The organism is Mycobacterium paraterrae (genome assembly GCF_022430545.2).
In the GTDB taxonomy this organism is placed as follows: domain Bacteria; phylum Actinomycetota; class Actinomycetes; order Mycobacteriales; family Mycobacteriaceae; genus Mycobacterium; species Mycobacterium paraterrae.
In genome coordinates this window covers 809,189-835,133 of the sequence record NZ_CP092488.2, presented here as the reverse complement: position 1 = coordinate 835,133, position 25,945 = coordinate 809,189, and the positions used below count along the sequence as shown (strand labels likewise).

26 protein-coding genes are annotated in these 25,945 nt (G+C 65.2%); 10 read left to right on the top strand and 16 right to left on the bottom strand.

Annotated features, from left to right (window positions below):
* Nucleotides 1-2: 2 nt before the first annotated feature.
* A complete protein-coding gene (locus MKK62_RS03845; protein WP_240262332.1) occupies nt 3-794 on the bottom strand; it encodes an SDR family oxidoreductase in 792 nt (263 codons plus the stop codon).
* 145 nt (nt 795-939) lie between these two features.
* Here MKK62_RS03845 and MKK62_RS03840 point away from each other — a divergent pair, with 145 nt between their 5' ends.
* The 3 genes from MKK62_RS03840 (at nt 940) to MKK62_RS03830 (ending at nt 3,166) form a co-directional block, all read left to right on the top strand.
* Nucleotides 940-1,293, top strand: a complete 354-nt coding sequence (locus tag MKK62_RS03840) for a hypothetical protein (protein WP_240262333.1) — start codon at nt 940-942, stop codon at nt 1,291-1,293.
* A gap of 66 nt (nt 1,294-1,359) precedes the next feature.
* Nucleotides 1,360-1,725 carry a hypothetical protein gene (locus MKK62_RS03835; RefSeq protein WP_240262334.1) on the top strand — a complete coding sequence of 122 codons (366 nt, stop codon included), beginning with the start codon at nt 1,360-1,362 and terminating at the stop codon, nt 1,723-1,725.
* Nucleotides 1,726-1,756: 31 nt separating this feature from the next.
* Nucleotides 1,757-3,166: an HNH endonuclease signature motif containing protein gene (locus MKK62_RS03830; protein WP_240262335.1), complete on the top strand. Its 1,410-nt coding sequence runs from the start codon at nt 1,757-1,759 to the stop codon at nt 3,164-3,166.
* Between the two features lie 13 nt (nt 3,167-3,179).
* Here MKK62_RS03830 and MKK62_RS03825 read toward each other — a convergent pair whose 3' ends face one another.
* The 7 genes from MKK62_RS03825 to MKK62_RS03795 all read right to left on the bottom strand — a co-directional run bounded on the left by MKK62_RS03825 (nt 3,180) and on the right by MKK62_RS03795 (nt 10,053).
* The gene (locus MKK62_RS03825) at nt 3,180-3,521 is read right to left on the bottom strand and encodes a DUF732 domain-containing protein (protein ID WP_240262336.1); all 342 of its coding nucleotides are present in this window, start codon (nt 3,519-3,521) and stop codon (nt 3,180-3,182) included.
* Between the two features lie 19 nt (nt 3,522-3,540).
* The gene (locus tag MKK62_RS03820; RefSeq protein WP_240262337.1) at nt 3,541-3,960 is read right to left on the bottom strand and encodes a DUF6632 domain-containing protein; all 420 of its coding nucleotides are present in this window, start codon (nt 3,958-3,960) and stop codon (nt 3,541-3,543) included.
* Between the two features lie 388 nt (nt 3,961-4,348).
* Entirely contained in the window at nt 4,349-5,266 is a 918-nt protein-coding gene (gene ku / locus MKK62_RS03815) for a non-homologous end joining protein Ku (RefSeq protein WP_240262338.1), read from the bottom strand.
* A gap of 37 nt (nt 5,267-5,303) precedes the next feature.
* A complete protein-coding gene (locus tag MKK62_RS03810) occupies nt 5,304-6,230 on the bottom strand; it encodes a carbohydrate kinase family protein (protein ID WP_240262339.1) in 927 nt (308 codons plus the stop codon).
* Nucleotides 6,227-7,636, bottom strand: a complete 1,410-nt coding sequence (locus MKK62_RS03805) for a mannitol dehydrogenase family protein (protein WP_240262340.1) — start codon at nt 7,634-7,636, stop codon at nt 6,227-6,229. Before MKK62_RS03805 ends, MKK62_RS03810 begins: the two co-directional genes overlap by 4 nt.
* A gap of 32 nt (nt 7,637-7,668) precedes the next feature.
* A complete protein-coding gene (locus MKK62_RS03800; protein WP_240262341.1) occupies nt 7,669-8,526 on the bottom strand; it encodes an HAD family hydrolase in 858 nt (285 codons plus the stop codon).
* The gene (locus tag MKK62_RS03795; protein ID WP_350355745.1) at nt 8,527-10,053 is read right to left on the bottom strand and encodes a mannitol dehydrogenase family protein; all 1,527 of its coding nucleotides are present in this window, start codon (nt 10,051-10,053) and stop codon (nt 8,527-8,529) included. It lies immediately after the preceding gene.
* Between the two features lie 136 nt (nt 10,054-10,189).
* Between MKK62_RS03795 and MKK62_RS03790 the strand changes: the two genes are divergently transcribed.
* On the top strand, nt 10,190-12,466 hold the full coding sequence (locus MKK62_RS03790; protein ID WP_240262343.1) for an ATP-dependent DNA ligase: 2,277 nt from the start codon (nt 10,190-10,192) through the stop codon (nt 12,464-12,466).
* On the opposite strand, the gene rnhA is transcribed toward MKK62_RS03790, so the two are convergent.
* Genes rnhA through MKK62_RS03775 form a run of 3 tightly spaced genes read right to left on the bottom strand, consistent with a single transcriptional unit; the run spans nt 12,406 to nt 14,427 of the window.
* Nucleotides 12,406-12,921 (bottom strand): ribonuclease HI, encoded by a 516-nt coding sequence (rnhA, locus tag MKK62_RS03785; protein ID WP_240262344.1) that lies wholly within the window; start codon nt 12,919-12,921, stop codon nt 12,406-12,408. The genes MKK62_RS03790 and rnhA overlap by 61 nt on opposite strands.
* Nucleotides 12,918-13,550, bottom strand: coding sequence for a VOC family protein (locus MKK62_RS03780; RefSeq protein WP_240262345.1), 633 nt, complete (start codon nt 13,548-13,550; stop codon nt 12,918-12,920). The genes rnhA and MKK62_RS03780 overlap by 4 nt, the downstream gene beginning before the upstream one ends.
* A 10-nt stretch (nt 13,551-13,560) precedes the next feature.
* Complete coding sequence (locus MKK62_RS03775; RefSeq protein ID WP_240262346.1) at nt 13,561-14,427, bottom strand: TIGR03619 family F420-dependent LLM class oxidoreductase; 867 nt, start codon at nt 14,425-14,427, stop codon at nt 13,561-13,563.
* Between the two features lie 140 nt (nt 14,428-14,567).
* On the opposite strand from MKK62_RS03775, the gene MKK62_RS03770 reads away from it, so the two are divergent.
* Both MKK62_RS03770 and MKK62_RS03765 read left to right on the top strand, forming a co-directional pair.
* Entirely contained in the window at nt 14,568-15,266 is a 699-nt protein-coding gene (locus MKK62_RS03770) for a GAF and ANTAR domain-containing protein (protein ID WP_240262347.1), read from the top strand.
* Nucleotides 15,263-15,706, top strand: a complete 444-nt coding sequence (locus MKK62_RS03765) for a hypothetical protein (protein WP_240262348.1) — start codon at nt 15,263-15,265, stop codon at nt 15,704-15,706. The genes MKK62_RS03770 and MKK62_RS03765 overlap by 4 nt, the downstream gene beginning before the upstream one ends.
* Here MKK62_RS03765 and MKK62_RS03760 read toward each other — a convergent pair.
* The 5 genes from MKK62_RS03760 to MKK62_RS03740 all read right to left on the bottom strand — a co-directional run bounded on the left by MKK62_RS03760 (nt 15,649) and on the right by MKK62_RS03740 (nt 21,451).
* Entirely contained in the window at nt 15,649-17,490 is a 1,842-nt protein-coding gene (locus MKK62_RS03760) for a CheR family methyltransferase (RefSeq protein ID WP_240262349.1), read from the bottom strand. The two genes, MKK62_RS03765 and MKK62_RS03760, sit on opposite strands and share 58 nt — an antisense overlap.
* Before the next feature lie 45 nt (nt 17,491-17,535).
* The gene (locus tag MKK62_RS03755; RefSeq protein WP_240262350.1) at nt 17,536-18,279 is read right to left on the bottom strand and encodes an STAS domain-containing protein; all 744 of its coding nucleotides are present in this window, start codon (nt 18,277-18,279) and stop codon (nt 17,536-17,538) included.
* A 4-nt stretch (nt 18,280-18,283) separates the two neighbouring features.
* A complete protein-coding gene (locus MKK62_RS03750) occupies nt 18,284-19,291 on the bottom strand; it encodes a chemotaxis protein CheB (RefSeq protein ID WP_240262351.1) in 1,008 nt (335 codons plus the stop codon).
* A gap of 88 nt (nt 19,292-19,379) precedes the next feature.
* Nucleotides 19,380-20,552 carry a DUF4873 domain-containing protein gene (locus tag MKK62_RS03745; protein ID WP_240262352.1) on the bottom strand — a complete coding sequence of 391 codons (1,173 nt, stop codon included), beginning with the start codon at nt 20,550-20,552 and terminating at the stop codon, nt 19,380-19,382.
* The gene (locus tag MKK62_RS03740; protein WP_240262353.1) at nt 20,549-21,451 is read right to left on the bottom strand and encodes an AurF N-oxygenase family protein; all 903 of its coding nucleotides are present in this window, start codon (nt 21,449-21,451) and stop codon (nt 20,549-20,551) included. The genes MKK62_RS03745 and MKK62_RS03740 overlap by 4 nt, the downstream gene beginning before the upstream one ends.
* A gap of 267 nt (nt 21,452-21,718) precedes the next feature.
* Between MKK62_RS03740 and MKK62_RS03735 the strand changes: the two genes are divergently transcribed.
* From MKK62_RS03735 to MKK62_RS03720, 4 genes are read left to right on the top strand one after another with little or no spacing between them, the layout of a single operon-like run.
* Nucleotides 21,719-24,472, top strand: coding sequence for a helix-turn-helix transcriptional regulator (locus MKK62_RS03735; RefSeq protein WP_240262354.1), 2,754 nt, complete (start codon nt 21,719-21,721; stop codon nt 24,470-24,472).
* Nucleotides 24,473-24,507: 35 nt separating this feature from the next.
* The gene (locus tag MKK62_RS03730; protein ID WP_240262355.1) at nt 24,508-24,783 is read left to right on the top strand and encodes a hypothetical protein; all 276 of its coding nucleotides are present in this window, start codon (nt 24,508-24,510) and stop codon (nt 24,781-24,783) included.
* A 53-nt stretch (nt 24,784-24,836) separates the two neighbouring features.
* Nucleotides 24,837-25,283 (top strand): hypothetical protein, encoded by a 447-nt coding sequence (locus tag MKK62_RS03725; protein ID WP_240262356.1) that lies wholly within the window; start codon nt 24,837-24,839, stop codon nt 25,281-25,283.
* A 36-nt stretch (nt 25,284-25,319) separates the two neighbouring features.
* Nucleotides 25,320-25,580, top strand: a complete 261-nt coding sequence (locus tag MKK62_RS03720) for a hypothetical protein (RefSeq protein ID WP_240262357.1) — start codon at nt 25,320-25,322, stop codon at nt 25,578-25,580.
* Nucleotides 25,581-25,945 lie beyond the last annotated feature (365 nt).

Below are 25,945 nucleotides of genomic sequence, written 5' to 3'. Positions count from 1 at the left end.
GCTCACAGGTCCGGAATCGGGAGGTCGAGGTTGGGGAAGGTGATGCCGCCGTCGACCTCGATCACTTTGCCGGTCAGGTACCCACCTGCGGGTGAGGCCAAATAGACCGCAGCAGCGGCGATCTCGTCAGGATCGCCGAGTCGCCGCAGTGGTGTCGCCTTCTCCATCGGCTCGCGCAATTCGTCGTTGGACGCGACAATGTCGAGCGCGGACGTCGCAATCGAGCCGGGTGCGATCGCGTTGACCCGGACCCGCGGGCAGAGATCCAGCGCGGCCAGCCGGGTGTAATGGGCGAGCGCGGCTTTGGCGGTGCCGTAGGCGGCGAAGCCGCGGCCCGCGACCCGTCCCATGGTCGAGGTGATGTTGATGATGTTGCCGCCGCCGGAGTGCTCGATCATCAGCGGCACCGCGGCGGTGGTCAGCGCGTGGGCCGTCGCCACGTTGAAGGTGAACGCGCTTTTGAGGTCTTTCGTCGAGGTGGTCAGCAACCCGTTGGGCATCGTCCCGCCGACGTTGTTGACCACGATGTCGAGCCGACCGAACGCCTCGACGGCCTGGCTGGCCAGCTCGGCGGTGACCTCGGGTTGAGCCAGGTCGGCGGTGACGATGTGGGCCCGTCGGCCGGCCGCACGGACCTTTTCAGCGACGGCCTCTAGTTCGGATCGGGTGCGGGAAGCGATGACGACATCGGCACCTACGTCGGCGAACGCCAACGCGATGGCTGCCCCGAGGCCACGGCCGCCACCGGTGACGACGGCAACTTGGTCGTCGAGTCGGAATTTGTCGAGGATCACGGCGGTCACCGTAACAAGGCGTCGGCGGCCGCGGAACCACATTTCTGAAACACGTTCTAGTTGGCCGCGTTAAGAATCTGCCAAGCGGCCGCGCCTACCTTTCCGTCATTACCCGCATCATCGAGTAGCGAGCGAGGCCCACAACATGTCCCACTACCGCACTGTGAAGAAGATGCTCGGCGCAACTCTGTTGTCAGGCGGCGTCGCGGCGGCCCTGGTGGGCGTCGGAGCACCTGTCGCCCAGGCCGAACCGTACTTCGGGCCGTGGACATGTTGCCCAGGGCAAAAAGAAGGACACCCCCAGGGACCTGGCCCCGGATGCCCTTACCAGGGAGCAAATGTCAACTGGGACACCAGTGTCTGCCATACGTGGTGGACCGTCTATTACGGGCACGGCAACGCCGGGCCCAGCACCTGGGATGGTCCCGATGCGCCGCCACCGGAGGCTACGCAGAAGCCGCCGTGCGGATTCCCGTTCATGTGTTCGGGGACGCCGTAGTCCGCTGGTCAGAGATGGGGAGATTTCCCCATGCGGTGATCGGGCGGTAGGGCCGAAAATGGGCGCATGAGTGTGAAGAAAGTCGTTGTCGCCGGGCTACTTTCGGCCACGATCGCCGCGGGCCTGCTGACCACCGACATTGCCGTAGCGTATGCCGACGGTTGCTCTAACAATCCATTGACACCTCCCTGTCACTGGTGCCCGGGGGAGCCGCCGCCCATGACGGGCAATCATGTGACGGACCCTTTGCATTGGGATTTCAATGTGTGCCATACCTACTGGTATGTGTGGCCGGGCCAAGGCAACGTTTCCAACCTGATCTTCGCTGGAGACGCCCCGCCACCGCCTCCACCACCGACCGACCCAGGGCCGTTTGTCATCGATCGAAGCAACTGTCAGCAAATCCTGGGGATGTTCTGTCCGAAGGCGTGACGTGTCGGTGGCATATGGCACCATCGAATGTATGTTCGAAAATGATGTGATCGAGCGAGCGTGCTCGGCGGCGCGCGCGGAATCGCAGGCGACCGCGCGGCGACTCAACGCGGTCGCCGATCTGATGAAGTTGCGGTACCGCCAGCATGGGCCCCGCTCTGAGTGGGCCGCTGACGCGTGGGATGAGATCTCCGCCGAACTGGCTGCCGCGCTTCGGATTAGCCGCGCATTGGCGTCCAGGTACATGAGCGACGCCGAGATATTGCGGGAGCGACTGCCCAAGGTCGGCGAGTGTCTGGCATCCGGCGACATCAACTACGCAATGTTCAACGTCATCGCTACCCGCACCGCGCTGATCACCGACGAAAAGGCGCTGGCCGCCGTCGACGACGAGATCGCAGTGCGGGCGCCGCGCTGGCCGTCGTTGACGCGTGGCCGATTGTCGATGCGGGTGGATGCGATCGTCGCGCGGGTGGACCGCGACGCGATTCGTCGCGCGGACAGAGAGGTCAAGGATCGCTATCTCAATGTCTCGCCATCGTTGTCGGGCATCGCCGAGGTCTACGGCAACGTGTTCGCCAGCACCGCGCAGGCGCTGGACCGCCGCTTGAATCAACTGGCGGGCACGGTGTGTGACGCTGACCCGCGAACTACGGCGCAGCGCCGGGCCGATGCGTTGACCGCCTTGGTCGCGGGTGCCGATCGGATGAGATGCACGTGCGGAGGTCCGGACTGCCCGCGGGCGCAGGACTCCCTGCGCGACCGCAACGTGGTCATCCACGTGGTGGCAGACCAAGGCGGCGTCGCCGGCACCGGGACCACGCCTGGCTTCATGGCAGGGGTGGACGAGTTGATACCGCCGCACGTGATCGCCGAGCTGGCGAAATCGGCGACGTTGCGGCCGTTGAGTTTTCCGTCGGGCCCTGAACCGCGGTACACGCCGTCAACCGCCCTGGCCGACTTCGTCCGCTGCCGCGACCTCACCTGCCGAGCGCCGGGATGTGACGTGCCGGCGGTCCGCTGCGACCTCGACCACAGCGTGCCATTCGCCGAGGGCGGAGCGACCCATCCCTCCAACCTGAAGTGCCTATGTCGAAAACATCACCTGCTCAAGACCTTCTGGGGCTGGAAGGACAGGCAGCTGGCTGACGGAACCGTGATCTGGACGCTGCCCTCGGGACAGACCTATGTGACCAGCCCCGGCAGCGCCATCCTGTTTCCCGCGCTGACGGTGCCTACCGGCGACGTGCCTCCGCCGCCGGACGTAGACGTCCGCTGCGGCGACCGCACCGCAATGATGCCGATCCGCAGCCGGACGCGCAGCCAGCAGCGTGCTCAGCGAATCACCGCCGAGCGCAACAAGAATCGCAACGAACGCCTCGCTCGGCAGCGTGCACTCCGCCACGCCCGCGCGTCGTCAGACGAACCGCCGCCCTTCTAGGGCGACGCGACGATTACCCCGCGGTGTCGCGGGATACTGGACTGGACCCCTTGTACTGAGGGCAATAGGCCGATACGGCCACACCGATGAAGTAGCTGGATTGGCTGAAGTTCAGATCGGTGTCCCCGACCAGCTTCATGGCCAAAGCGCTTGTGTTGTAGTGCTTGTCGAGGCCATCGCACACCATGTGAGCCTCGGATAACATCGTGCCGCGATTGTCGTCGGTGATGACGATGTTGCGTTTGGCCAGCGCCGCGACCACCGCGTCATCGGTGGCATCGGCCGACGCGGGCGCAGCGCACATGACCGCGACCGCGAACAGCGGCGCAGCCCACCTGGTACATCGGACTTCCATGCGATAACGCTAATGCAAATCACGTCACTTCGCGCGGCAATCGGTCACCCGCTCCGCCGATACCCGACGCGCGAACCAAGACCGCCAGCACGATCGCGGCCAGCAGCAATGCTGGCACATCGCCCCACAGGTGCCCCCGGTGATGCTCGTTGCTCAGCGACTCGACCGCCATCACCACGGCGTGCACCACGCTGGACCAGACGGTGAACCAGATGAGGCTGATGTTGTCCTCCGGTCGGCGCGCCGCGTTCCAGACAAACACTCCCAGCGTCGCGTACAGGCCGACGATCATCATGAAATAGTCGGACTCGTATGGCGCACCGTGGTGCCATGCCCATCCCGACGGCCACACCACGGCCAGCGGGTAGAGCAGTAGCATCACCGTGCCGAAGAAGGCGAGGGCGATCCGGAGTAGGCGATAGCCGGTCGATGGCGTCATTGCACCTCCCAAAGTTGCTATGCCTCAGCGGTTTACGCTCAACCCCAGCTTCCTGGGGTACCCTGCGGCACCTGCTGACCGAGCCAGTTGCAGGGCATCATCGTGCGCCACGCGGTGAGTGCGCACTGCTGTTCGGGGGTCAGCGGGCTGGGACCGGCGCATGGTCGGTCCGGGGTTCCGCAAATGGGCGGATCTGCGTGCGCAGCCGGAGCCAGGGCGAGAGTGCAGTACATCGCGGCGGTCGCCGCGATTGCGAGTCCTGTTATCTGGATGCGACCCATGTGGAGTTCTTCCTGCACGCGGCCTCGAATGCCGCACTAGTCGCCGACCATACCGCCGGCTACCGGACGCTCGCGGTGAAACTGAACAGATTCCGCCGTTCGGCGGTCTAACGCTTGGCGGCGGCTTTCTTGGCGGGCGCCTTTTTGGCCGCAGCCTTATTCGCGGCGGTGTTCTTCGCCGGCGCCTTCTTGGCTGCGGTCTTCTTCGCCGGCGCTTTCTTGGCCGGGGCTTTCTCCGAGCGCGCCTTGACGCTGGCTTCCAGTTTGGCCAACAGGTCCGAGACGTCTTCGGTCTCGTCGAGTTCCTTGGGTTGTTCTTCGGTGGTGAAGGCCTCGCCGCCTTCGAGTTTCGCGGTGACCAGCTCCTGCAGCTGTTCCTGATAATCGTCGTGGTAGCGGTCGGGGTCGAAGTCGTCGGCCATCGACTCGACGACCTGGCCGGCCATCTTCAGCTCGGCGGGTTTCACCTCGACCTTTTTGTCGAGCACCGGAAAGTCGGGGTCGCGGATCTCGTCGGGCCACAACAGCGTGTGGATCACCATCACTTCACGCTTGCTGAAGTCCTTGACCCGCAACGCCGCAAGCCGGGTCTTGTTGCGCAGCGCAAAGTGGACAATCGCCACCCGGTCGGTCTCGGCTAACGTCTTGGCCAGCAGCACATAGGATTTCGTCGACTTACCGTCCGGCTCGAGGAAGTAGCTCTTGTCGTACATCATCGGGTCGAGTTCGCTGGCCGGGACGAACTCCAGCACTTCGATCTCGCGGCTGCGCTCCTCGGGCAGCGTCGCGATGTCGTCGTCGGTGATGATCACCATCTGGCCGTCGTCGGATTCGTAGGCCCGCGCGATATCCCGGTATTCGACGACCTCGCCGTCGACCTCGCACACCCGCTTGTACCGGATGCGGCCGTTGTCCTTGGCATGCACCTGGTGGAACTTGATGTCGTGGTCCTGGGTCGCGCTGTAGACCTTGACCGGGACGTTGACCAGCCCGAACGAGATCGAACCCTTCCAGATCGAACGCATGCTGCCAGTATGCCCACACCGACGCGCGGATACGCCTCTATCGCTGCTGCGCCGCGGCGGCCAATGCTTCCCGATCTGGCAGGTCAGCCCCGGCGCGGCCGACGGTCACCGCGGCCGCCGCGCTGCCGGCCTCCAGCGCCTCGGTCAGCGTCTCGAGATCCACGCCGCCGAGCGCCGGTCGTCGATCGGCGCCCAGCAGGCCTTGCTCCCACAGCGCGTCGAGCAGGCCGACCATGAACGAGTCGCCGGCTCCGACGGTGTCGACGACCTGCGCCGAACGCGCCGGCACGCGCACCATCCCGGCCGCGCAGACGGCCTGGGCACCCTGATCCGCCATCGTCACCGCGACGATTGCGGGACCCGTCGACTGCCAGGCCTGGGCGATGTCTTCCGGCTTACGCTTCGGATCCAGCCAGCACAGGTCTTCCTCGCTGACCTTGACGATGTCGCTGCGCTCGACGAGATGCTCGATGCGCCCGCGGGCCAGGTCACGGTCGACGATCAGCGACGGCCGCACGTTCGGATCGAAGCTGACGGTCGCCGATACCCGGTAGGTGTCGACGAGCGCCGCAACGGCCAGAGCACCCGGGTCGTGCACTGCGGCAATCGATCCGGTGTGCACGACGAGCGGCGGCACCACCGGTGGCGTCGCGGATAGTTGCCAGTCCAGGTCGAATTCGTAGCTTGCTGAGCCGTCGGCGGCCACCGTTGCGCGTGCCGTCGTCGTTCGGTCCGCGGTGTTGCTACCCGAAACCAGCTGCGCCCCAGAGGCTTTGACATACTCCGCGATGCGACGGCCGTAGGCGTCGTCGCCGATGTGGGTGAGGAAATCGACGTCACGGCCCAGCCGCGCCAAACCGACCGCCACGTTGAGTGGACTCCCACCGACGTGCTCGCCGACAACCCGACGGCCATCCTGGACGATGTCGATCAGCGCTTCGCCGATCACCAGCCCGCGGCTCACTGCAGCAACGCCTCCAAGGTCGCGCGAGCACCTTTGGTGTGCAACGAGTCCAGCGCCCAGCGGTACGCCTCGACGAATCGGTGCTGATGAGCTAGGTCCGCGAAGACAGCTGTGATCTCGATAAACGCGTTCGGGTTCTGATGCTGCGACCGCGCGATCGGCACCAGCGCGTCGGCCAGTCGATCGAGCACCTCGTAGGGCTCGCCCCACTCGTCGACGCCTTCGGCGTAGCGCGCCCAACTGGCCACCGCCGCAGAGGCCATCGCCACCGGACCGTCGTTGGCCAGGTTGTCGCAGATGACCGGGAACAGGAATTTCGGGATGCGGTCGGATGAATAGGCGCAGATCCGCGCGACGGTGTCACGCACCGCGGGGTTGGCGAACCGGTCGACCAGCGTGCTGCCGAACTCGTGCAAATCGATGCCGGGCACCGGCGGCAGGGTCGGAATCGCCTCGTTGTCGAAGTAAGCCCGTAAATACTTGGCAAACAACGGATCCTGGGCCGCGTCGTGAACGAACTCGAAGCCGCACAGGTGGGCGAAGTAGCACAGGCACTGGTGTCCGGCATTGAGCATGCGCAGCTTCATCAACTCGTACGGCCGCACGTCGTCGACCACCAGGACGCCCGCCTTCTCCAGCGGCGGTCGACCATCGGCGAACGTATCTTCGATCACCCATGCGCTGAACGGCTCGGCCACCACCGGCCAGCGGTCGTCGACGCCGAAGTCCCGTCGCACTTCGGCGGCCATCTCCAAAGTCGTTGCCGGAGTGATGCGGTCGACCATCGAGTTCGGGAACTCGGCGTGGGCGCCGATCCACTCGGCAAGTTCGGGATCGACCCGTTCGGCGCCGGCCAGCACGGTCCGTCTGGCAACGTCACCGTTGCCCTCGATGTTGTCGCAGGACACGATGGTCGGCGCGGGAATGCCGCGCGCGCGGCGCCTGGCCAGAGCCTCGGTGATCAATGCAAACGCGGGACCGTCCGGATCGCGGTATCCGCCCTCGGTGATGGTCAGCGAGATGATGCGTGTCGTCGGCGCGGCCAGCATCTCCAGGGCGGATTCCGGATCATCGGGGGCATAGCGGTAGTCGATGATCGAACCGATCACCTGAGCGCCCCGCGTGCCGTCGGGGTGCTCCAAGATCAGCGTGTAAAGGCCGTCCTGGCCAGTCAATACGTCGCGCATGGTCCAGTCGGCGGGCATCACGCCGATGCCGCAGATACCCCAGTCCTTGGCCAGGCCTTGCTGCAGCAACAGGTTGATGTACGCGGCTTGATGCGCGCGGTGGAAGTGCCCGGCACCGATGTGAGCGATGCCGACGCTGACATCGCCGCGGTCGTACCTTGGAGCGTCGATCGGTAAATCCTTGAGCGCTGAATTATTCAGGGTCACTGCGTCAGCCACGGCTGCACAACTCCTTTCACCGGTGGTGATCCCTACGTGAGTGCGGACCCCCCGCTCGTCACAGCTGTCACGATCAACGCATCGGCGAGTGCTCGCCACGAGTCCGTGACGGCGATAGCACCGGCGTCGATCAATTCCCTGATGCGGCTCTGACGTTCGTCGGCGGGCACGAACATGACGTTACCGATGGCGTGATAGCCGGCGGCCACAGCGGACTTCACACCGGGGACCGAGTCCTCTACGGCCAATCCGTGCGGCCCGTCGACTTCCAGCACCCGGCCGGCTTCGAGGTATACCGCGGGGTCGGGCTTGCTGGTCGGTACCGGCAGCGAGTCTTCCGCGCTGAATCGCACCGCCTCGGGTATGAGGTCGTCGAGTCCGGCGGCGGTGAAGGACGCTTTCAGCCGGGCGAGGGCGCTCGAGCTGACCGCGGCCATGGCGAAGCGCGTCGATAGATCTTGAAGTGGTTCAAGCACTTCCGGGTCGGGGGTGAGTGTCACTGCCAGGTGAGCGGTCACCTGCTCACGCTCTCGGCGAACCCAAGTTTCGAGTTCGGCGGCGGTGAGCGCGTGACCGTCGGCGAGTTCACTGTCGGAAGCCACCCGCGCCTCGGGTTTGCCGTCGGCGAGCGTTTTGTCGAAAGGAATCCCACTCAGCACCGCCAGATCGGTTGCGGTGCTGCGGAAGTTCTTACCCACAGCCTTCTTTCGCAGCTGGTCGCCGCTGAGCGGCGAGTCGACGCCGAACCTGGCCAGAAACTGCGTGGTCACCACTGCGGAGGCGTCGAATGCCGGGGACTCGGAGGGAAAGAGGTTGTCGTCGGCATCGAGGAGCAGCGTGGTGATGCTCGACGGGTCGAAGGGGCGCACGAATTCGAGGGGCCGGCTCATCTACGACACCAACTCCCGCGCCTCGTCCCGCAACGCCCGGTGCAGCGTGGGAACGACACCCAACTCGTCGATGTCACTGATCATCGCGTGCAGGCGGTGGGTAAATCCAGGAATCGTCCGAAGTTCGGCGAAGACCTCATGACGCAGCACAGGCTCGGGATTGTTGCCACCCATCGTCGCGAGCTTGGTCAGCAGATCCTTCTCCGGGTCGTCGACATTGATCACGCGTCCCGCGCAGTCGTAGCCCCGCAGATAGCGGATCCACCCGGCGAGGGCCACCATCAGCAGAGTGTGCGGACGGTGCTGCTCGATCGCCTCGCGCAGCGATGGCAGCAGGAACGACGCGATCTTCTCCGAACCCCGCCGGGCCAGCCGCGACAGCTGGTCGGGCATTTGCGGGTTGCTGAGCCGCACGAGCAGCGAGTGCCGGTACTCGGCGGTGTTCATTCCGGGTACCGGCGGCAGCAACGGTTGGATCTCGTCGCGGAGTAACTGCTCGGTAAACGCGTAGAGGGCCTTATTACGCATCGCCTCGTCGGTTCGCCGGTACCCGGCCAGCATCGCCAGGCACGACATCGCGATGTGCGTGCCGTTCAGCATCCGGGTCTTGATCAACTTGTGGTCCCTGACGTCGGTGACGAATTGAGCACCGACCTCCTCCAGCGGGGGACGACCGTCGCAGAAATTGTCCTCGATCACCCATTGGCTGTGCGGTTCGGTGAGAACCGGCCACTTGTCGGCGATGCCGAAGGCCTTGCGGACGAACTCGACCTCGTCTTCGGAGGTCTGCGGGGTGATCCGGTCGACCATGGTCGAAGGGAACGCGACATGGGTGTCGATCCAACGGGCCAGGTGGGGATCTTTGAGCGCGGCGAACGAGACCAGCGCCGTGCGCGCCGCCTGGGTGTTGTCGGCAATGTTGTCGCAGCAAAGCACAGTGAAGGGCGCGGTGCCGGCGCGCCGGCGCAGCGCCAGTGCCTCGGCCAGATAGCCCCACGCGGTGACATAGGGACCCGAGCTGGTCAGGTCGGCCCGCACGTCGGGATGGGTGGTGTCGAACTCCCGGGTCGCCGGATCGAGAAAGTAGCCGTTGCCGGTGATGGTCAGGCTGACTACTCGGGTGCGGGGATCGGCGAGCGCGGCGCGTACAGCGGCACCGTCGTTGGGCGCGTAGTGCACCGAGCCGATCGACCCGACCACCCGGGCCGTCTCGCCGTCGTGGCCGCGCTCGACGACTGTATAGAGCCCGTCTTGCGCCGACAACACGTCCTTGACGTCGCGGGAGCGCAAACTGACCCCGGTGACTCCCCAACTGTTCGAAACACCCTTGCACGCGAGGTCGTCGAAGTAGACGGCTTGATGCGCGCGATGAAAATTTCCGGCGCCGATGTGTACGACGCCGCGTTGCAGGGTAGATCGATCGTAAGTTGGTATCTCGATTCCCTGAGCGCGCATGGGGATGGTGTCGAGAGTGTCGTTGCTGAGTGGAACTCCGGCGCTTGGCCGCCATGGAATCACTTTTCGCATAACCCACTATGTCCACAGCCAGCGCTTAACTTAAACCGTTTAGTGGGACTCGTCACGATGGCCGATCGCGCGAAAACTGCATCAAATGAGCATCATCCGTGGTGAGGCCATTGATTCGCGGCGTAAATTGACAACCATGGCACTGCGGGTCAATTTGACGAACGCCGACAAGGTGCTATACCCCGCTGACGGCACCACCAAAGCCGAGATTTTCGAGTATTACGTTCGTGTTTCAGAATTCATGCTGCCGCATATCGCAGGCCGACCGGCGACCCGTAAGCGCTGGCCCAATGGCGTTCAGCAGTCGTCGTTCTTCGAAAAGCAGTTGGCCGCATCGGCACCGGAGTGGTTGCCGCGCGGCAGCATCACCCATCGATCGGGTACCACGACCTATCCGATCATCGACACCGTCGACGGCCTGGCGTGGATCGCCCAGCAGGCCGCGCTGGAAGTCCATGTGCCGCAATGGCGTTTCGAGGCGGAGTGGACCCGCAAAGGTGAAGAACTCAAGCCGGGTCCGGCGACCCGGTTGGTATTCGACCTCGACCCGGGCGAAGGCGTGACGATGGCGCAACTTGCCACCGTGGCCCGCGCCGTCCGCGATGTGCTCACCGACATCGGTCTGACCACGTTTCCGCTCACCAGTGGCAGTAAAGGGCTGCACCTCTACAGCCCGCTGGACAACCCGGTAAGTAGTCGCGGCGCGTCAGTCCTGGCCAAACGCATTGCGCTGCAACTGGAGAAGACGATGCCCAAGCTGGTCACCGCCACGATGACCAAGAGCCTGCGGGCGGGCAAGATCTTCCTCGACTGGAGCCAGAACAACGGCGCGAAAACGACCATCGCCCCCTATTCGCTGCGCGGCCGTGACCATCCGACCGTCGCCGCGCCGCGCACCTGGGATGAGTTGGACGACAAGAAGCTTCGCCAGCTCCGCTACGACGAAGTGCTCGAGCGGGTCGAACGCGACGGCGACCTGTTGGAGCCGCTGGACTCCGATGTTCGCCTCCCCGACCGGCTGACCAAGTACCGCAGCATGCGTGATGCCGGCAAGACGCCGGAGCCGGTGCCCAATAGCAAACCTGCTGCCGGACAGGGAAACACATTCGTCATCCAAGAGCATCACGCCCGCCGCCTGCACTACGACTTCCGCCTCGAGCGTGACGGCGTGCTGGTGTCCTGGGCCGTGCCGAAGAACCTTCCCGAGACAACCGCGGTGAACCATTTGGCGGTCCACACCGAAGACCATCCGCTGGAATACGGAACGTTCGAGGGCACGATCCCGAAGGGCGAGTACGGCGGCGGGAAGGTCATCATCTGGGACTACGGCACCTACGACACTGAGAAGTTCAACGACCCCGGCCAAGACGGTGATGGGAAGGGCGAAGTCATCGTGACGCTGCACGGGCAGCGAATCTCGGGTCGTTACGCGCTGATTCAAACCAACGGCAACCAATGGTTGGCGCACCGGATGAAGGACCAGCACGTCTTCGCCTTCGACGAATTGAAGCCGATGCTGGCCACCCACGGCTCGGTGGAGAAGCTCACCGCGGCGCAGTGGGCGTTCGAAGGCAAGTGGGACGGCTACCGGCTGCTGGTCGACGCCGACCACGGTGAGATCCGGCTTCGGTCCCGTAGTGGGCGTGATCTCACCGCGGAGTTCCCTCAATTACGTTCACTGGCAGCCGGTCTCGCCGACCATCACGCCGTATTCGACGGTGAGGTCGTCGCGCTTGATGCGTCGGGGGTGCCGAGCTTCTCGGAGATGCAGAACCGGGCCCGCGCCACCCGCGTCGAGTTCCGTGCCTTCGACCTGCTGTATCTGGACGGTCGCTCGCTGTTGCGGGCGAAGTATCGGGACCGTCGAAAGCTGTTGGAAACGCTAGGCTCAGCCGGTGGTTTGATCGTTCCCGATCTCCTTCCCGGCGACGGGCCCGAGGCGTTGGAGTACTCCCGCAAGCAGCAGTGGGAAGGCGTCATCGCCAAGAAACGCGACTCGACATATCAGCCGGGCCGCCGGTCGGCATCGTGGATCAAGGACAAGTACTGGAATACCCAGGAAGTGGTGATCGGCGGCTGGCGGGCCGGCGAGGGCGGTCGCACCAGCGGCATCGGTTCGTTGCTGGTCGGCATTCCCGCCGCCGGCGGACTGCACTTCGCCGGCCGAGTCGGCACCGGTTTCACCGAACGCGACCTGGCCAGTCTGAAGAAGACGCTGGAGCCGCTGCAGACCGACGAATCACCCTTCGACGCGAGGCTTTCCACGCAGGACGCCAGGGGTGTGACGTATGTACGGCCGACGTTGGTCGGCGAGGTGCGCTATAGCGAATGGACGTCCGACGGCCGGCTACGTCAACCCAGTTGGCGGGGGCTGCGCCCGGACAAACAGCCCGGCGAGGTGGTCAAGGAGTAGGAGGCGATCGCCTCCTGCAGGCCCCGCGTCGCCAGCTGGTCGGCCAGCTCGTTGTCGGCGATGCCGGAATGTCCTCTTACCCAGAACCATTCGACGCGGTGGCGCGCGCAAGCCAGGCGAAGCCGCTGCCACAGGTCGACGTTCTTCACCGGCTGCTTGGCGGCGGTCAGCCATCCGTTGCGCTCCCAGCCGAGCACCCACTTGGTGATGCCGTTGCGGACATAGGTGCTGTCGGTGTAGAGGTGCACCGACACGGGCCGGGTGAGTGCCTCCAACGCCATGATCGGTGCGGTCAGCTCCATCCGGTTGTTGCTGGTCTCCCCGGGATCGCCGCCGCACATCTCCCGGACATGCTGGCGCTGGCGCAGCACCGCACCCCAACCGCCGGGGCCCGGGTTCGGCCGGCAGCCGCCGTCGGTGTGGATGATCACTGAATCCTCGGCGCAGTCGGTCACCTGCCGAGAATAGGTGCCGAAATCAGCGCGGTGCGGACCGACATACCGAGGTCGTGGTGGCGCAGCGTGGTGATTCGCCGCCCGGGCTGGACCGCGTCTTTGACGCGCGTCGTGCGATCGCCAAAAAAGGCCGCCGACGCGTCGATATCGGCAACGGTGTAGGTGATGCCCCACAGTGTCGACGGGCCTTCGTCGGTGGTGTCCGGCGACCCGACCACCTCGATGATCACCGCCGCGAAGCGGAAGAAGACCTGCCGGATCGCTCGGCCGCCGAGTTCACCGTCCCGCTCCCGACGCGGTTGCACGCCCAGCGCTTGCAGGGCCCGAACAGTTCGACCGAGGTTGGGTGAGAGCACGACGACGTGATCGATCGCGGTCACGCCATTGCGATGCTCGGCCGGCTGCGGCGCGACCGCCCGCGAACCCGTCGTCGGGATGCCGTCGAGCGGGCCTTCGGAGAGCGGGCCGCGCAACGACCAGCCGACGATGCCGGTGCCGCGTTCCCGGCCGACGAGCCGGATCCGAACGTCGCCCACCCGGCAGACCGCGTCGTCGTCAACGGTGAACCCGGCGCGTATCCACACCTCCGGTGCATCGGCGACGTCGATTTCGGCGACGGTGACACTCATGGTGTGGGGCCTACGCTTTCGCGATCACATTCTCCGCGAACTTCTCGAGGTTGCGGATCTTGGCGTCGAGCGGCTCGGGGTCCTGGCCCATGATGTAGGGAATGCGGAATCCGACGATCACGTCGGTGACGCCTTTGTCTTCCAGACGCTTGACGCCGTCGAGGGTGAAGCCGTCGGCCGAGATGACGTGAATCTCGAACGGGCCGGACCTTTCCTGCTCCTCCCGAAGTTGCTTGACCCGGGTGATGAGTCGGTCGAGCTCGTCGGGGTCCCCGCCGCCATGCATCCAACCGTCGGCGCGGGCCGCGCGGCGCAGGGCGGCGTCAGCGTGCCCACCGATCAGGATCGGAATGGGCTCCGTCGGAGCCGGCGTCATCTTCGTCTTCGGAATGTCGTAGAACTCGCCGTGAAATTCGAAGTAGTCGCCGGTGGTGAGACCGCGAATGATCTCGATACACTCGTCAATTCGCTTGCCTCGCTTGGCAAATGGAACACCCATCAATTCGTAGTCTTCGGGCCACGGGCTGGTGCCGACTCCGAGGCCGACGCGGTTGCCGATCAACGCCGCCAGTGAGCCCGCCTGCTTGGCCACCAATGCTGGCGGGCGGATCGGCAGCTTGAGCACGAAGAAATTGAAGCGCAACGTCGACGTGACCGCTCCGAGTGCGGCGGTCAGCACGAACGTCTCGATGAATGCTTTGCCGTCCAGGAATTCGCGCCTGCCGTCGGGTGTGTACGGATATTTGGAGTCCGACTCAAACGGGTAGGCGACGCTGTCCGGGATCGTCATGCTCGCGTAGCCGGCGGCTTCGGCTGCTTTCGCCAGCGGAATGTAGAACGTGGGATCCGTCATCGCTTCCGCGTAGCTGAACCGCACTCCGACTCCTCATCTCGCGACGTCGATCGTCCGAATAGTAGGACCTACCTTTGCCGACGGGCTTCGGATTCGGCGTTGCCGGGTACCCATGACGGTTGGATAATCGACAGAGCGATCGAAGCAGACGATCGGAGACCCCCTTGACAGACCGGCCCCATGGACTGATCCGTGAAGTCGCGGAGCTGGTCCACACCCTCCAGCAACAGGAATACGTCGAGGTTGACGCCGTCCTGGCTGACCTGACCGTCAGCGCGCTCGGCGCGATGCCCGGGGCGCAATACGCCGGGATCACCCTGGCCTCGCGCGACGGCACTGTGCACAGTCCGTCCGCCACCGGTCGCTATCCCGCCCTGCTCGATGAGATCCAGCAGCGTCACGAGCAGGGGCCATGCCTGTCGGCGGCCTGGGAGCAGCACCTGATTCGGATCGAAGACATGAATTCCGAGAAGCGCTGGCCCTATTACTGCAAACACGCCCTGCTGGAAACCCCGATCCGGTCGGTGATTTCGTTCCAGCTGTTCGCCGACCACAATGACATGGGCGCGCTGAACTTCTATGCCGACAAACCACGGGCTTTCGACAACGAGGCGGCCGAGATGGGCTACATCCTGGCCAGCCACACCGCGGTTGCCTGGAGCATGTTGCGTCGCGACGAACAGTTCCGCAGTGCGCTGGCGTCCCGGGACATCATCGGCCAGGCCAAGGGAATGATCATGGAGCGCTTCAAGATCGACGCCGTTCAGGCCTTCGAACTGCTCAAGCGGCTGTCGCAGAGTTCGAACACGCCCCTGGCCGCCGTTGCACATCAACTCGTCGAGTTCGAGCAGCCGAAGAAATGATCGCGGCCGAGTTCGGGCCGGCGGGCCAGCGGGCCGCCGCGGCGCGGAGCGAAGCTGCCCGCCGACGGATCGCCGAGTTGCAGCAGCGCCGGGCCGAGTTGGCCGCGGGGATGCCGGCGAGCCCCGAGACCGTCAATCGCGCGCGGTTGCACGCGCTCGAGTCCCTGGAACGGGTCAAACAGGCGCATCGCGATGCGGCCGCACGGCATGTCGACGCCAGTGTTGCCCACCGCCGGGCCGCGGCGTCCCACGAGCAGGCGGCGCTACGCGCGCGTGACAGAGCCGGTGAGCTGCACCAAGATTCGGCCGCCATGCATCGCGCGGCCGCTGCCGTCCACGACGCTGCCGCGGTTGTGGAAGAGGAGCGCGAGGCCAGCTGCGCTCAGGGTTGGGCGTCCATTAACAGCAGCGCTCCCGACACGCCGCCCTCAGGACCCTGAAAGCTGGTGCACACCACTCTGACCTGGGTTGCGCGGCCGCGGCGGTTGATCGCCTCCACGGTCGTTTCACCGGCAGTGTCCGGATCGACGAAGGCGTGCCCGATCAACGGCCGGATGGTCTCCATCGGCAGGCCGATGTCCAAGCTAATGAGGAGTTCGCCGTTGGTCTCGTCGGCGCGTAGGCCCCAGAGTTCTTCGCAGCCTCGGTTCCACACCACGACCCGCATCTCCCGGTCGACCACGACTAGCCCAAGTTTGACCGAGTTCACCAGCGAGTCGAGGAAGGTGCGAGCGTCGTCGAGTTCGACGCTGCGCTCGCGCAACGTGTCGTTGATCGTGTGCAGTTCGTCGTTGGTGGACTGCAGCTCCTCGTTCATCGTCTCGAGTTCTTCGTTGGTGGACTGCAGCTCCTCGTTGGTGGTCTCCAATTCCTCGACCGTCGACTGCAACTCCTCGTTGGTGGTCTCGAGTTCTTCGTTGGTCGACTGCAATTCCTCGTAGGCGGCCTCGAGCTGATGGTTGGTCGCGACGACCTTGTCCAGCAGCGCGCGTGTCGCGGTGACATCGAAGAACACGATCGACACGCCCAGCAGGCCGTTCTCGCTGTCGATCAACGGGTTGACGTGAATCTCGAACCATATGGTCTCGGCGCCGGCCCGCTGCCACTTGACGTCCGGGATGCGGGCCGAGCGGCGATCTACCTTGGCTTGTTCCAGGTAGGCGCGCAGCTCGACCGGTCGGTAAGACACCTCCAGGTCGCGTAACAGCCGGCCGATGTCGCGGGCGGAGAGGCCGAACATGCTCTCGGCCTGCTGGTTGATCATCGCGACGGTGTCGTCACCGGTCACCACGATCTGCGCGACCGGATTTGCACGAAATGCCAAGTCCCGCACCGTCGTTAAGCCAGCTAGATCAGGGTGACGGTCGTACATCGTCGCGGCGGGATCGTAGCGCTCTAATCCTCCGTGCGAGCCCGGCGCCTTGCGGAATATGCGGTGTTTGAGGTTCAACGGCGAGAACCGGTCGCTGTGGCTGAGCAACATCTCGGCATGGCCGAGGAACAGGGTGCCCTGTGGCGCCAAGGCAAAATGCAAACGCCCCAACACGTTTCGCTGCGTCTCGGCATTCATGTACATCAACGTGTTGCGGCATACCAACAGGTCGACCCGTGAGATGGGGGCGTCTTTCACCAGGTCGTTGCGCCCGAAGATCACCGCGCGACGCAAGTCTTTGTGAAAGGTATAGCGCCCGTTGTTCTGCTCGAAGTACTTGCTCAGCAGCTCGGTCGGCACCGATTCGACGGCCTTGGCGTCGTAACTGGCAGCCCGCGCCTCCGCGAGGGCGTCCTCGTCGACGTCGGTGGCATAGATCTTGACGCGCTGCCGAAACGCTTCAGCGCCCAGTGCGCCGGCCAGCAACATCGCCAGCGTGTACGCCTCCTGGCCGGACGCGCAGCCGGCGCTCCAGATCCGGATCGGGGCATCCGGGCCGCGCTCGGCCAGCAGCCGCGGAATAATGTCCGACGTGATGTAGTCCCAGGCGTCGCGGTCGCGGAAAAACGCGGTGACGTTGATCAGGATCGTGTTGAACAGAGCGGCGAATTCGTCGGAACTGGCCTGCAGCACGTCGAGGTATTCCTCGAAGCTTTCGTAGTCGGCGTGCGCCATGCGATGACGCACCCTTCGCATCAGGCTGGTGCGCTTATAGCCAGTGAAGTCGAAGCCGCGCGAGTCACGCATGTAACGCAGTAGAGCCTCGAACGATTCGTCCGTTTCGTTGTCCATGTCATCCTGTTCGCCGACGCAGGTCGCGAACGACACTACTCGCGGCTAGAGCCGGTTTTCCGGTCCTATGACAGCCCACACCGTCTTTCCTGACGGAGTCGGCACGCTACCCCACGCGCGGCACACCGACGCAACGATCGCCAGGCCTGACACGCTTTCTCCGCCGCGGCGGGAGTCTTCATGGCGCGCCGCGGGAGCGGTGCTGGAATCTTGCACCGAGACGGTGACGCTGTTGCCGTCGGTCTCGAGCAGCAGCACCATCCCGCCGGGAGTGTGTTGCAGAACGTTCTCCACGAACACGTTCACGACCACCGTGGTCGAGGCGATCAAGTCGTCGAATGACCACTCGGCGAGCCGTTGCGCGACGAACTCGCGAGCCGATCGAAGGCTGGCCAGTGATGCCGGCAGTTGGGTCTTGGCGCGCGTCCTCGCACGCGTGGTGTCCGTCAACGCGGACAGCGCCTCACCGATCGTGGGATGTACGCGCACATACCGGGTGATGCCGTTCGCCGCTATCGTGCGGCGCACCACGGAATGCCCGCACACCAGATGAATCGGGACCGCCGGCCAGGTGTCGACCAGCCAGCGGGCGCTGGTAAATACCGCCCACGCCGACGGGGCGGGAACCGCGAGGTTGTTGACGTCGACGAGGACGGCCCGCGGTCCATCCAGTGCGGCCTTGACAATTGCATCGCGCAATTGCAGGTAGGTGCTGCTGTCCAGGACGCCGTCAACGGTAAGCACGAATGCAAGCCCTGCCGTGTCGGCGGTCACCGTCAAGGGACTCATCGACCTACTCGTCATGGGGTGCCTTATGACCGGCGTAGACCTGGGCGAGGTGATCACCGAGAACCGCGGTCGCGTGCTCCGCTTCTCGGGCGATTGCGTCGTACCGATCGCTGATCGACCCCGGATTCGCCTGATCCGCCAGGCGGCGCGACAGTTTCGCCTTCTCCTGGAGACTGCGGATCGCTGTCCACAACGCGTTCTCCACCTCGTCGTCGCGGGCTCGGAGTAGGGCGTCGGCCGTCCACGCATGGCCGACCCGGCAACGGTAGTTGCCTTCGCTCACGGCAATCAGGGAACCGTTGCAGTCGGGACAGGTGTACCCCGACGGCGGGCCGAGCGCGTCGGCGTCGATCTCGGTGGAGAACCGGCCCGCCATGGCGATGCGGTTCTCCAGTTGCATGCTGGGATCAGGTTCCATTTCGCGTTCCTCGAAATCTCGGCCGGCCAGATTTTTCAGCAACGAGCCGACCTCGCGTGCGCTGACTTGGTGGTCCACGACCCCAGCCTCGATGGCATTCAGTGGCATCGCCGGGAACAAAGCTTCACCGGGGAGCTGGGCAATGGTGATGCCGCCGCGCGACCGGATCGCCGCCGAGCCCAACGTGCCGTCGTCGAGCACACCGGACAGCAATACGCTGACCGCCCGCGGGCCGAAGGTCAGCGCCACCGATCGAAACAGCGCGTTTACCGCCGGCCGGTGACCGTTCTCAGTGGGGCCCTCGGACAACACAATTCGATGGTCGTCGACAAGTAGGTGGCGGTTCGGCGTCGCGACACGAATGGTGCCGGATTGCATCGGCTCGCCGTCCTTGGCTTCCGCGGTCGGCAGAGCGGATTCTCGCGCCAAAATCCGCGCCAGCACGCTGGGTGCCCGCGCGGGGACATGGAGAACCACCAGCACCGCGTAGGGCAGATCGGGAGGCAGACCGGCGACGAACTCTTTGAGCGCCTCAACCCCGCCGGCTGAGGCGCCCACCGCTACGACGCTGAGTTCCGGATTGTCTGTTGGCATTGCGCTCGCTTCCCCGTGCGGTACATACCCAACGGGTTGGGAAGGCAATCCCGTCATCGCGGCACAGCGACAGATTACCTGCGCTTGGCTATCTGAGCAGCAATGCGTTTTCCGGAAACGGCGGCTGGCCGATGCCGGCGATCGAATGCCTGCCCTGGGATGTCAGCTCGGTGATGCGTCCTTTGGAAGAGCGGTCGCCCACTGTCACCGTCACCGAGCGCGACTGCTTCAGGTCGGTGATCACATCATCGAGAATCATTCCTTGCCAATGATATTGGCCGTCGATGGGCTCGATGCGCCCGGTCAGCTGGACACGTATCGCTTCGGAGTTGTCACCGATCGTCAGCGTTGCCGGGCCCTCGTAGATGTCGTCGTGTACCCCGCCGGATGACAGGTCGAATGCAGAGGGGTCGACGTCCCACTGTGGCCGGTGCAGATGAACTCGCTCGTTGAAGACGCCTTGCGCGCTGCGGCGAACCTCGATCCGGGTGTTGTCGCCGAGCAGGCGCAAACATGCGGTGACGTAGCGCATCGCCGCCGTGAAGTGCGGCCCACCGACGGTGAAGTAGTTCGGGAAACCGTGCACGGCCACCCCGCGATACGGTTCGGCGCCGTCGACCCAGGCCTGCCGAATGCTCAGGCCGCGGGCGCCCACCAGCGCGTCGTCCGGGAGCCCGGCCCGTACGGCGAAGCCGGTGCCGTAGACGATCGCGTCGGCGTCGTGGTGCACACCGTCGACGGTGCGAACGCCAACTGCGGTCACTTCTTCGATCGGCGACGCAACCACCCCGACCCGCTGGCGGCGGGGGAGGTGCAGTCGTCGGCGGAGCCGCTGCACGTGGCGCCTGGGCGGCAGCGGAAACACCTCGACGTGTGCGCCGGCATCGGCCATCTGCTCGATCAGCTCCCCGGCGGCGGAGTCGGCGCCGAGCACCGCGACCCGTTTGCCGCTCGGGTCGAAAAAATTCGACGGCATCGCCGCGTGCATCGCTGTACCACGAAATGCCCTGCGGCCCAACAGGTCCGGGACCAGCGGCGCAAACGGAGACTCGCACGTGATCACCACCCGCCCGCGGCAGCTTTCACCGTCCGCGGTGGCCAGTGTCCACGTGTCGGTGTCGTCGTCGAACACCGCGCTGACCACCTCGCGGTCGAAGATCACGAAGTCGTGGACGCCGGCCGCGAGCAACTCGGTGGCGGCGTCGCCGTCCCCGACCAGAACGATCGCGTGGACCCGCTGGGCCGGCTCGGTCCGGGTCACAGGAACCGGGTGCGGGTCCAGCCGCGGCGCGCCAGCGGGCCCATCAGCCCGACCTCGGACAGGAACGCGGCGAGCGGCGCGAACCCCGCTACCTGCACATCGCGACGGTGGGCGCTGTTGCGCGCGATCCGGCGTGCCTCGCGCGGGTTCATGCCCGCCCGGGCGTACTGGACTTTATTGGTGAACAGGTAGCGGAAGAACCAGCCACCCAGGCCGTTGACGTTGGAGACGAACCAGCGCTCGGGCCGACGCATCTGGGGTGCCCGCTTGCGCAGTCCGTCGCGCGCGAACTGAATGTGGCGGGCTTCTTCGGTGACGTGAATCCGCATGAGCCGCTGGACAATCGGCTGCAGTTCCGGGTCGTCCATCATCTGGCGCTGCAGCGAGTCGAAGATCTCCTCGCCGATCAGCGCGGCAACCCATAGCACCGAGCCCTGGAAGAAGAACGGCAACGTATTGATGATCATTCGGTGATACAGCCGCGGACGCACCGGCTTGGCGCCGACCCGCTCGATCGCCTTGCCGAACATCACCATGTGGCGGGTCTCGTCGCCGAGTTCGGTGAGCGCGTAGTGGGTCGACCGACTGGTGGGGTCCTTGTGCATGATCTTGCGTAGCAGCGCCTGGTTCAAGATGTTCTCGAACCAGATGCCGGCCGACAGTGTGTTGACCAGTTCCTGGCGGGACAATTCGATGCGCTGCGCGCGAGTCATATTGTCCCACAACGGCGTTCCGTACAGAGAGACGATTCGGGGCGGCAGGTAGAACTTGTCGGGGTCCAGCGGCGCGTCCCAGTCGATGTCGACGACGGGCGCGTAGGACTTTTTGACCGAACCCTTGAGCAGCCGGTCGGCGAAGTCTTCGCGGCCGCGGCCGGCGGGCTTTACCGCACTAGTCATCGTTGACGTCCCTTCGTCGGCGTTAATGCGACGGTAGGGAGGATGCGAAGAGATGTCAATACCGACGGTACCGGGTACTTCGAGTACCGACTTGAGTCCGCTCGCGCAGGTTTTCTAACTGGCGGTACGTAATACGGCCAGTTAGATGCTCATATCAGACTCAAATCAATCAGGAAAGACCGAAACTCCTGTGAATCCGCTGTAGCTTGGCTGCCAGATCCCGGATTCGGCATCCGGCAACCAAAAGCGCATACGAGGAGATTGCGGGTGCGGCAGGGGGATTCCCATGCGGTGCGGAGCTTTCTCGCGCGGGCTTTGTCCGGACCAGCGGGAATGGTGGTCGACGGCGAGGCCGGCATCGGCAAGACCACGTTCCTGCTACAGATGACCGAGCAGGCGGCGGCCCAGGGCTTCCGGGTGTTGTCGACGGGCGGGGCGGTGGCCGAGGCGCGATATGCCTACGCCGCCGTTGCCGACCTGCTCGGCAGCGTCGATCCGGTCGTCTTCGCGGACCTGCCAACGGTGCAACGGACCGCGCTCGAGCGGGTGCTGCTGCTCGCCGGTGAGGGTCCGCCGACCAACGAACGGACGGTCGCTGCGGCATTCCTCTCCGTGTTGCGCCATCCCAGCTTCGCGACACCGATGCTGGTCGCGATTGACGACGCGCAATGGCTGGACGTGTCGAGCCAGGCGGTCTTTGGATACGCCGCCCGCCGGTTGACCGGCCGGATCGGGGTGGTCGTCAGCGTCCGGACCGGGGAACGCCGCCGCGACGAAACACCGTGGTGGCTCAAGTTCTCACGGCCCGACTCGATTCACCGGATCAAGGTCGAGCCGCTCACCCTCGGCGGTTTGCACGCGATGATCTCAAGGCGGCTGGGGCAGACACTGTCTCGCCCGCTAATCACACGCATTCACGAAATATCAGGCGGAAACCCATTTTTCGCGCTCGAGCTGGCCCGTTCGGTGGTCGACGAGCCGTCCCGCGGGATGGTCGACCTACCTGATTCTCTTGCCGCGCTCGTCCGGCAGCGCATCGGCCGGCCGGACGCCGAGCTGAGCGAGGTGTTGCTGGCCGCTTCGTGCGCGGTGCAGCCCACCGTCGAACGGCTGAGCCGCGCCATCGACATCACCGTCGACCGGGTGGTCGAGGTGGTCGAATCGGCCGAGGCGTCCGGCGTCGTCGAATTGGACGGCAATAAGGTGCGGTTCTGTCACCCGCTGTTCGCGCGTGGCGTCTACACCGGGGCGAGCCCGCGGCAACGCCGCGCGATGCACCGTAGGTTCGCCGAAACCGTCGAGGAGCCCGAGTTGCGGGCGCGGCACATGGCACTGTCCGCGACCACCGGCGATCCCGCGATGCTCGAATCGCTCGACGAGGCCGCCCAGGTGACTTTGACGCAGGGTGCGCCCGCGGTTGCGGCCGAATTGCTGGAATTGGCAATCAAACTCGGCGGCGATACCGCGGAACGGCGCTTGCGGGTGGCCGAATTGCATTTCCGGTCCGGCGCTCTCGACCAGGCCCGCGAGCATCTACAGTCGACCATTGACGAGTTGCCCGCGAGCAGCACTCTGCGCTGCGTCGCGTTGATGTTGTTTGCTGCTGTCACCGGCTACGACGACAGCATCGTCGGCGCCGTCGCTGCCCTCACCGAGGCGGTCGAGACCGCCGCTGATCCCTTGCTGCAGTTGCATGCCCGGCTACTCCTGACACCGGCGCTCGGGCTCACCGGACAGATGCAGGCGTGCGTCGAGAGCGCTCAGGTGGCAGCGGCGCACGCCGAGCGTCTCGGTGTCGCCGATTTTCACAGCCAAGCTTTGGCGATGCTGGTGTTGGTGCGTTTCATGCACGGGCTCGGCTTCGACCACCAGGCACTGCAGCTGGCGTTAACGCTGGAAGAACCAAATACCGCTGCCGCTGCCACTTTTCGCGCCAGCGCAGTCGAGGCCGTCACCAACGGTTGGGCTGGCCGACTCGACCTCGCGCGCGAGCAGATCCGGGCGATGCAGCGGCGGCTGCTGCAGGGTGGTACCGAGATCGACATCGTATGGATCGGTAACGAGGCGGCGATGATCGACATCTGGCTTGGACGATACGACGATGCCGCCGGGCAGGTCGACGACGCAATTCAGCGGGCCGAGCAGATGGCGGGCCGGCACCTGATGGTCGGCTTGCGCGGTACACAGGCGTCGATCGCTGCGTACACGGGACGTGAGGGTGAGGCGCGTGAGATGGCGCGCTGGGCGATCGATGCGGCCCGTGCGACGGGATCACTACGCCAGATCATCGCCCCGGTAACGGTATTGGGGTTCCTCGAGGTGTCGCTGGGTGACTACGACGCCGCCATCCGGGAATTGCAGCCCTTGGTCGGTTCGTTCGATCCGATGCACGACACCGAGATCATCGCGGGTGGTTACCTGCCCGACGCGATCGAAGCGTTGACCGCTATCGGGCGGGTGGACGAGGCCGAGCCACTGGTGTGTGCACTGGAAAAGAATGGTGCACAACATGATCGGCCGTGGATGCTTGCCGTGGGAGCCCGCGGCCGGGGACACGTGCTGGCTGCGCGAGGCGACCTCGAGGCTGCCGAGAGTGCCGCCCAGGAGGCGGTGAGCCACCATCAGCGTCTGCCGATGCCGTTCGAGCTGGCGCGGACCCAGTTGTTGCTCGGCCAGGTGCAGCGCCGTCGTCGTCGCCGGCAGTCGGCGGAGGCGACGCTGCGCGAGGCGCGGGAGACTTTCGAGCGCCTTGGCGTCCCCCTATGGGCGAAGCGCGCCGCGGCGGAGTTGGGGCGGCTGGCCAGCCCAGTCGGTGACGGGGTGGGTCTGACGGCCGCCGAGCGCCGAATCGCCGAACGTGCCGCGACCGGGCTGTCCAACAAACAGATCGCGGCGGAATTGTTCGTCGCGCCGAAGACTGTCGAGATGAATTTGAGCAGCGTCTACCGCAAACTCGGGATTCGTTCACGATCCGGTTTGTCCGCAGCGCTCGAGCCAGGGAAATTCCAGGGAAAGCCCTGATTCGATCGACAGCTTCACGGGGTACCGTTGCTCACGTGTGTACTAGCGCGTCTACAAACCCGTGCTATCTGGTCGAGTGGTATCAGCCGGATTTGGCCGAGACGTCATTCGACGAGGCGGTCAAACGCCTTCAGCAGGTGGCCGGTGCCGCGCAGATCTGCCTGCGTGGAGCGGTGACCGCTCCCAGCGACGAGACCACCTTCGCGGTGATCGAGGCCGAGTCCGTAGAGGCCGTCATCGACGCGTGCCGCCGGGCGGGCTGGCACACCGATCGCATCACCCCAGTTACGCGGGCCGATCTGAGCGCCTGACACCAGGGAAATCCCTGTATCGCCGCTTCGGCGGAACTCCTAGCTTCGTTCGTATGAACAAACCATCGACTCGTCGCGCGGCGGCCACAGCTGCCTGCTTCGCCGCTGTTTTGCTGATGGCTCCCATAGCCGGCGCTGACGACCCGCCCGATTGCGACCAACTGCCCGCCGACCAGGTGCAGCAGTGTCAGCAGCAGAAGGGGGCCGGGATCGCGAGCCGGGCCATAGACGAAGCCAAAAACGGCGCCGACAAAGCGAAGCAGGCTGCTGATCAAGCCAAGCAGGCTGCAGACCAGGCAAAGCAGGCAGCGGATCAGGCCAAGCAGGCCACCGACCAAGCCAAGCAGGCCACCGATACGGGGCAGAAGGCCATCGACCTGTCCGACAAAAACTGCTGGCTGATCAACGGCGTTCCGACCATGTGGTCACCCGCGCTGGTAACTGGACCGGGGCAGACTGCCGAACCCTGCTACTCCGCCTACCACCTCACGCCGCACTAGGCGCACGGCTTCGGCGGTCGTGGCGTCTACCCGCCGGTGCCGACGCACACGGGGCCGGCGCACGCACCGGCGCCGCCAGGTCCCGCTCCGGCGCTGGCACCTGGGACACCCGCGCTCGCTCCACCGGGTCCGGCACCGGCGCCGGCGCCGGGAACCGCGGTTGAGGTTCCGTTCGGGCCGGGACCGCCACCCGGAGCAGGTGCGGGCGCCTGCGCCGGAACCGATGTCGTCGTGGTAGTCGTCACCGTGGTGGTCGGCGTCGTCGTGGTCGTCGTGGGACTCCCACCTTTGTCGTGAGAGCTGCACCCGGTTGCTAAGCCGCACAGGATCAGGGCAGCGCCGACGCCCGTGCCGACATAGCGGCGGGCAGTGAGAGAAGAGACCTGGTTCCGCAACTTCGCTCCTCAGTTCGTGGAAACCTTCGCGGGCTTTGATACCCCGCTAGCGGCGGGATCACACATGAGGTTCGACGCCCGAAACGACGTCTCGCCGTCGGGTAACAATGGTCTGCCCGTTACAGCGAAATCCCTGGATCTTTGCGTCGATCCGGAATGCCAGGGTTTTCCCTGTATCGGTTCCCGACGCGCTCGACCTAGCCTTCGGCTCAACGCTTCGCTGAGATTTTGCGAAGAAAAAGCTGAGTTCAGGGTGGGAAAGGCACG

Excerpts from the sequence above, each read along its gene's own strand:
- MKK62_RS03840 (WP_240262333.1), top strand. The coding sequence starts at position 940 with ATGTCCCACTACCGCACTGTGAAGAAGATGCTCGGCGCAACTCTGTTG.
- MKK62_RS03835 (WP_240262334.1), top strand. The coding sequence starts at position 1,360 with ATGAGTGTGAAGAAAGTCGTTGTCGCCGGGCTACTTTCGGCCACGATC.
- MKK62_RS03830 (WP_240262335.1), top strand. The coding sequence starts at position 1,757 with ATGTTCGAAAATGATGTGATCGAGCGAGCGTGCTCGGCGGCGCGCGCG.
- MKK62_RS03825 (WP_240262336.1), bottom strand. The coding sequence starts at position 3,521 with ATGGAAGTCCGATGTACCAGGTGGGCTGCGCCGCTGTTCGCGGTCGCG.
- MKK62_RS03820 (WP_240262337.1), bottom strand. The coding sequence starts at position 3,960 with ATGACGCCATCGACCGGCTATCGCCTACTCCGGATCGCCCTCGCCTTC.
- ku (WP_240262338.1), bottom strand. The coding sequence starts at position 5,266 with ATGCGTTCGATCTGGAAGGGTTCGATCTCGTTCGGGCTGGTCAACGTC.
- MKK62_RS03800 (WP_240262341.1), bottom strand. The coding sequence starts at position 8,526 with ATGAGCCGGCCCCTCGAATTCGTGCGCCCCTTCGACCCGTCGAGCATC.
- MKK62_RS03795 (WP_350355745.1), bottom strand. The coding sequence starts at position 10,053 with ATGCGAAAAGTGATTCCATGGCGGCCAAGCGCCGGAGTTCCACTCAGC.
- MKK62_RS03790 (WP_240262343.1), top strand. The coding sequence starts at position 10,190 with ATGGCACTGCGGGTCAATTTGACGAACGCCGACAAGGTGCTATACCCC.
- MKK62_RS03780 (WP_240262345.1), bottom strand. The coding sequence starts at position 13,550 with ATGAGTGTCACCGTCGCCGAAATCGACGTCGCCGATGCACCGGAGGTG.
- MKK62_RS03765 (WP_240262348.1), top strand. The coding sequence starts at position 15,263 with ATGATCGCGGCCGAGTTCGGGCCGGCGGGCCAGCGGGCCGCCGCGGCG.
- MKK62_RS03760 (WP_240262349.1), bottom strand. The coding sequence starts at position 17,490 with ATGGACAACGAAACGGACGAATCGTTCGAGGCTCTACTGCGTTACATG.
- MKK62_RS03755 (WP_240262350.1), bottom strand. The coding sequence starts at position 18,279 with ATGAGTCCCTTGACGGTGACCGCCGACACGGCAGGGCTTGCATTCGTG.
- MKK62_RS03750 (WP_240262351.1), bottom strand. The coding sequence starts at position 19,291 with ATGCCAACAGACAATCCGGAACTCAGCGTCGTAGCGGTGGGCGCCTCA.
- MKK62_RS03740 (WP_240262353.1), bottom strand. The coding sequence starts at position 21,451 with ATGACTAGTGCGGTAAAGCCCGCCGGCCGCGGCCGCGAAGACTTCGCC.
- MKK62_RS03725 (WP_240262356.1), top strand. The coding sequence starts at position 24,837 with ATGAACAAACCATCGACTCGTCGCGCGGCGGCCACAGCTGCCTGCTTC.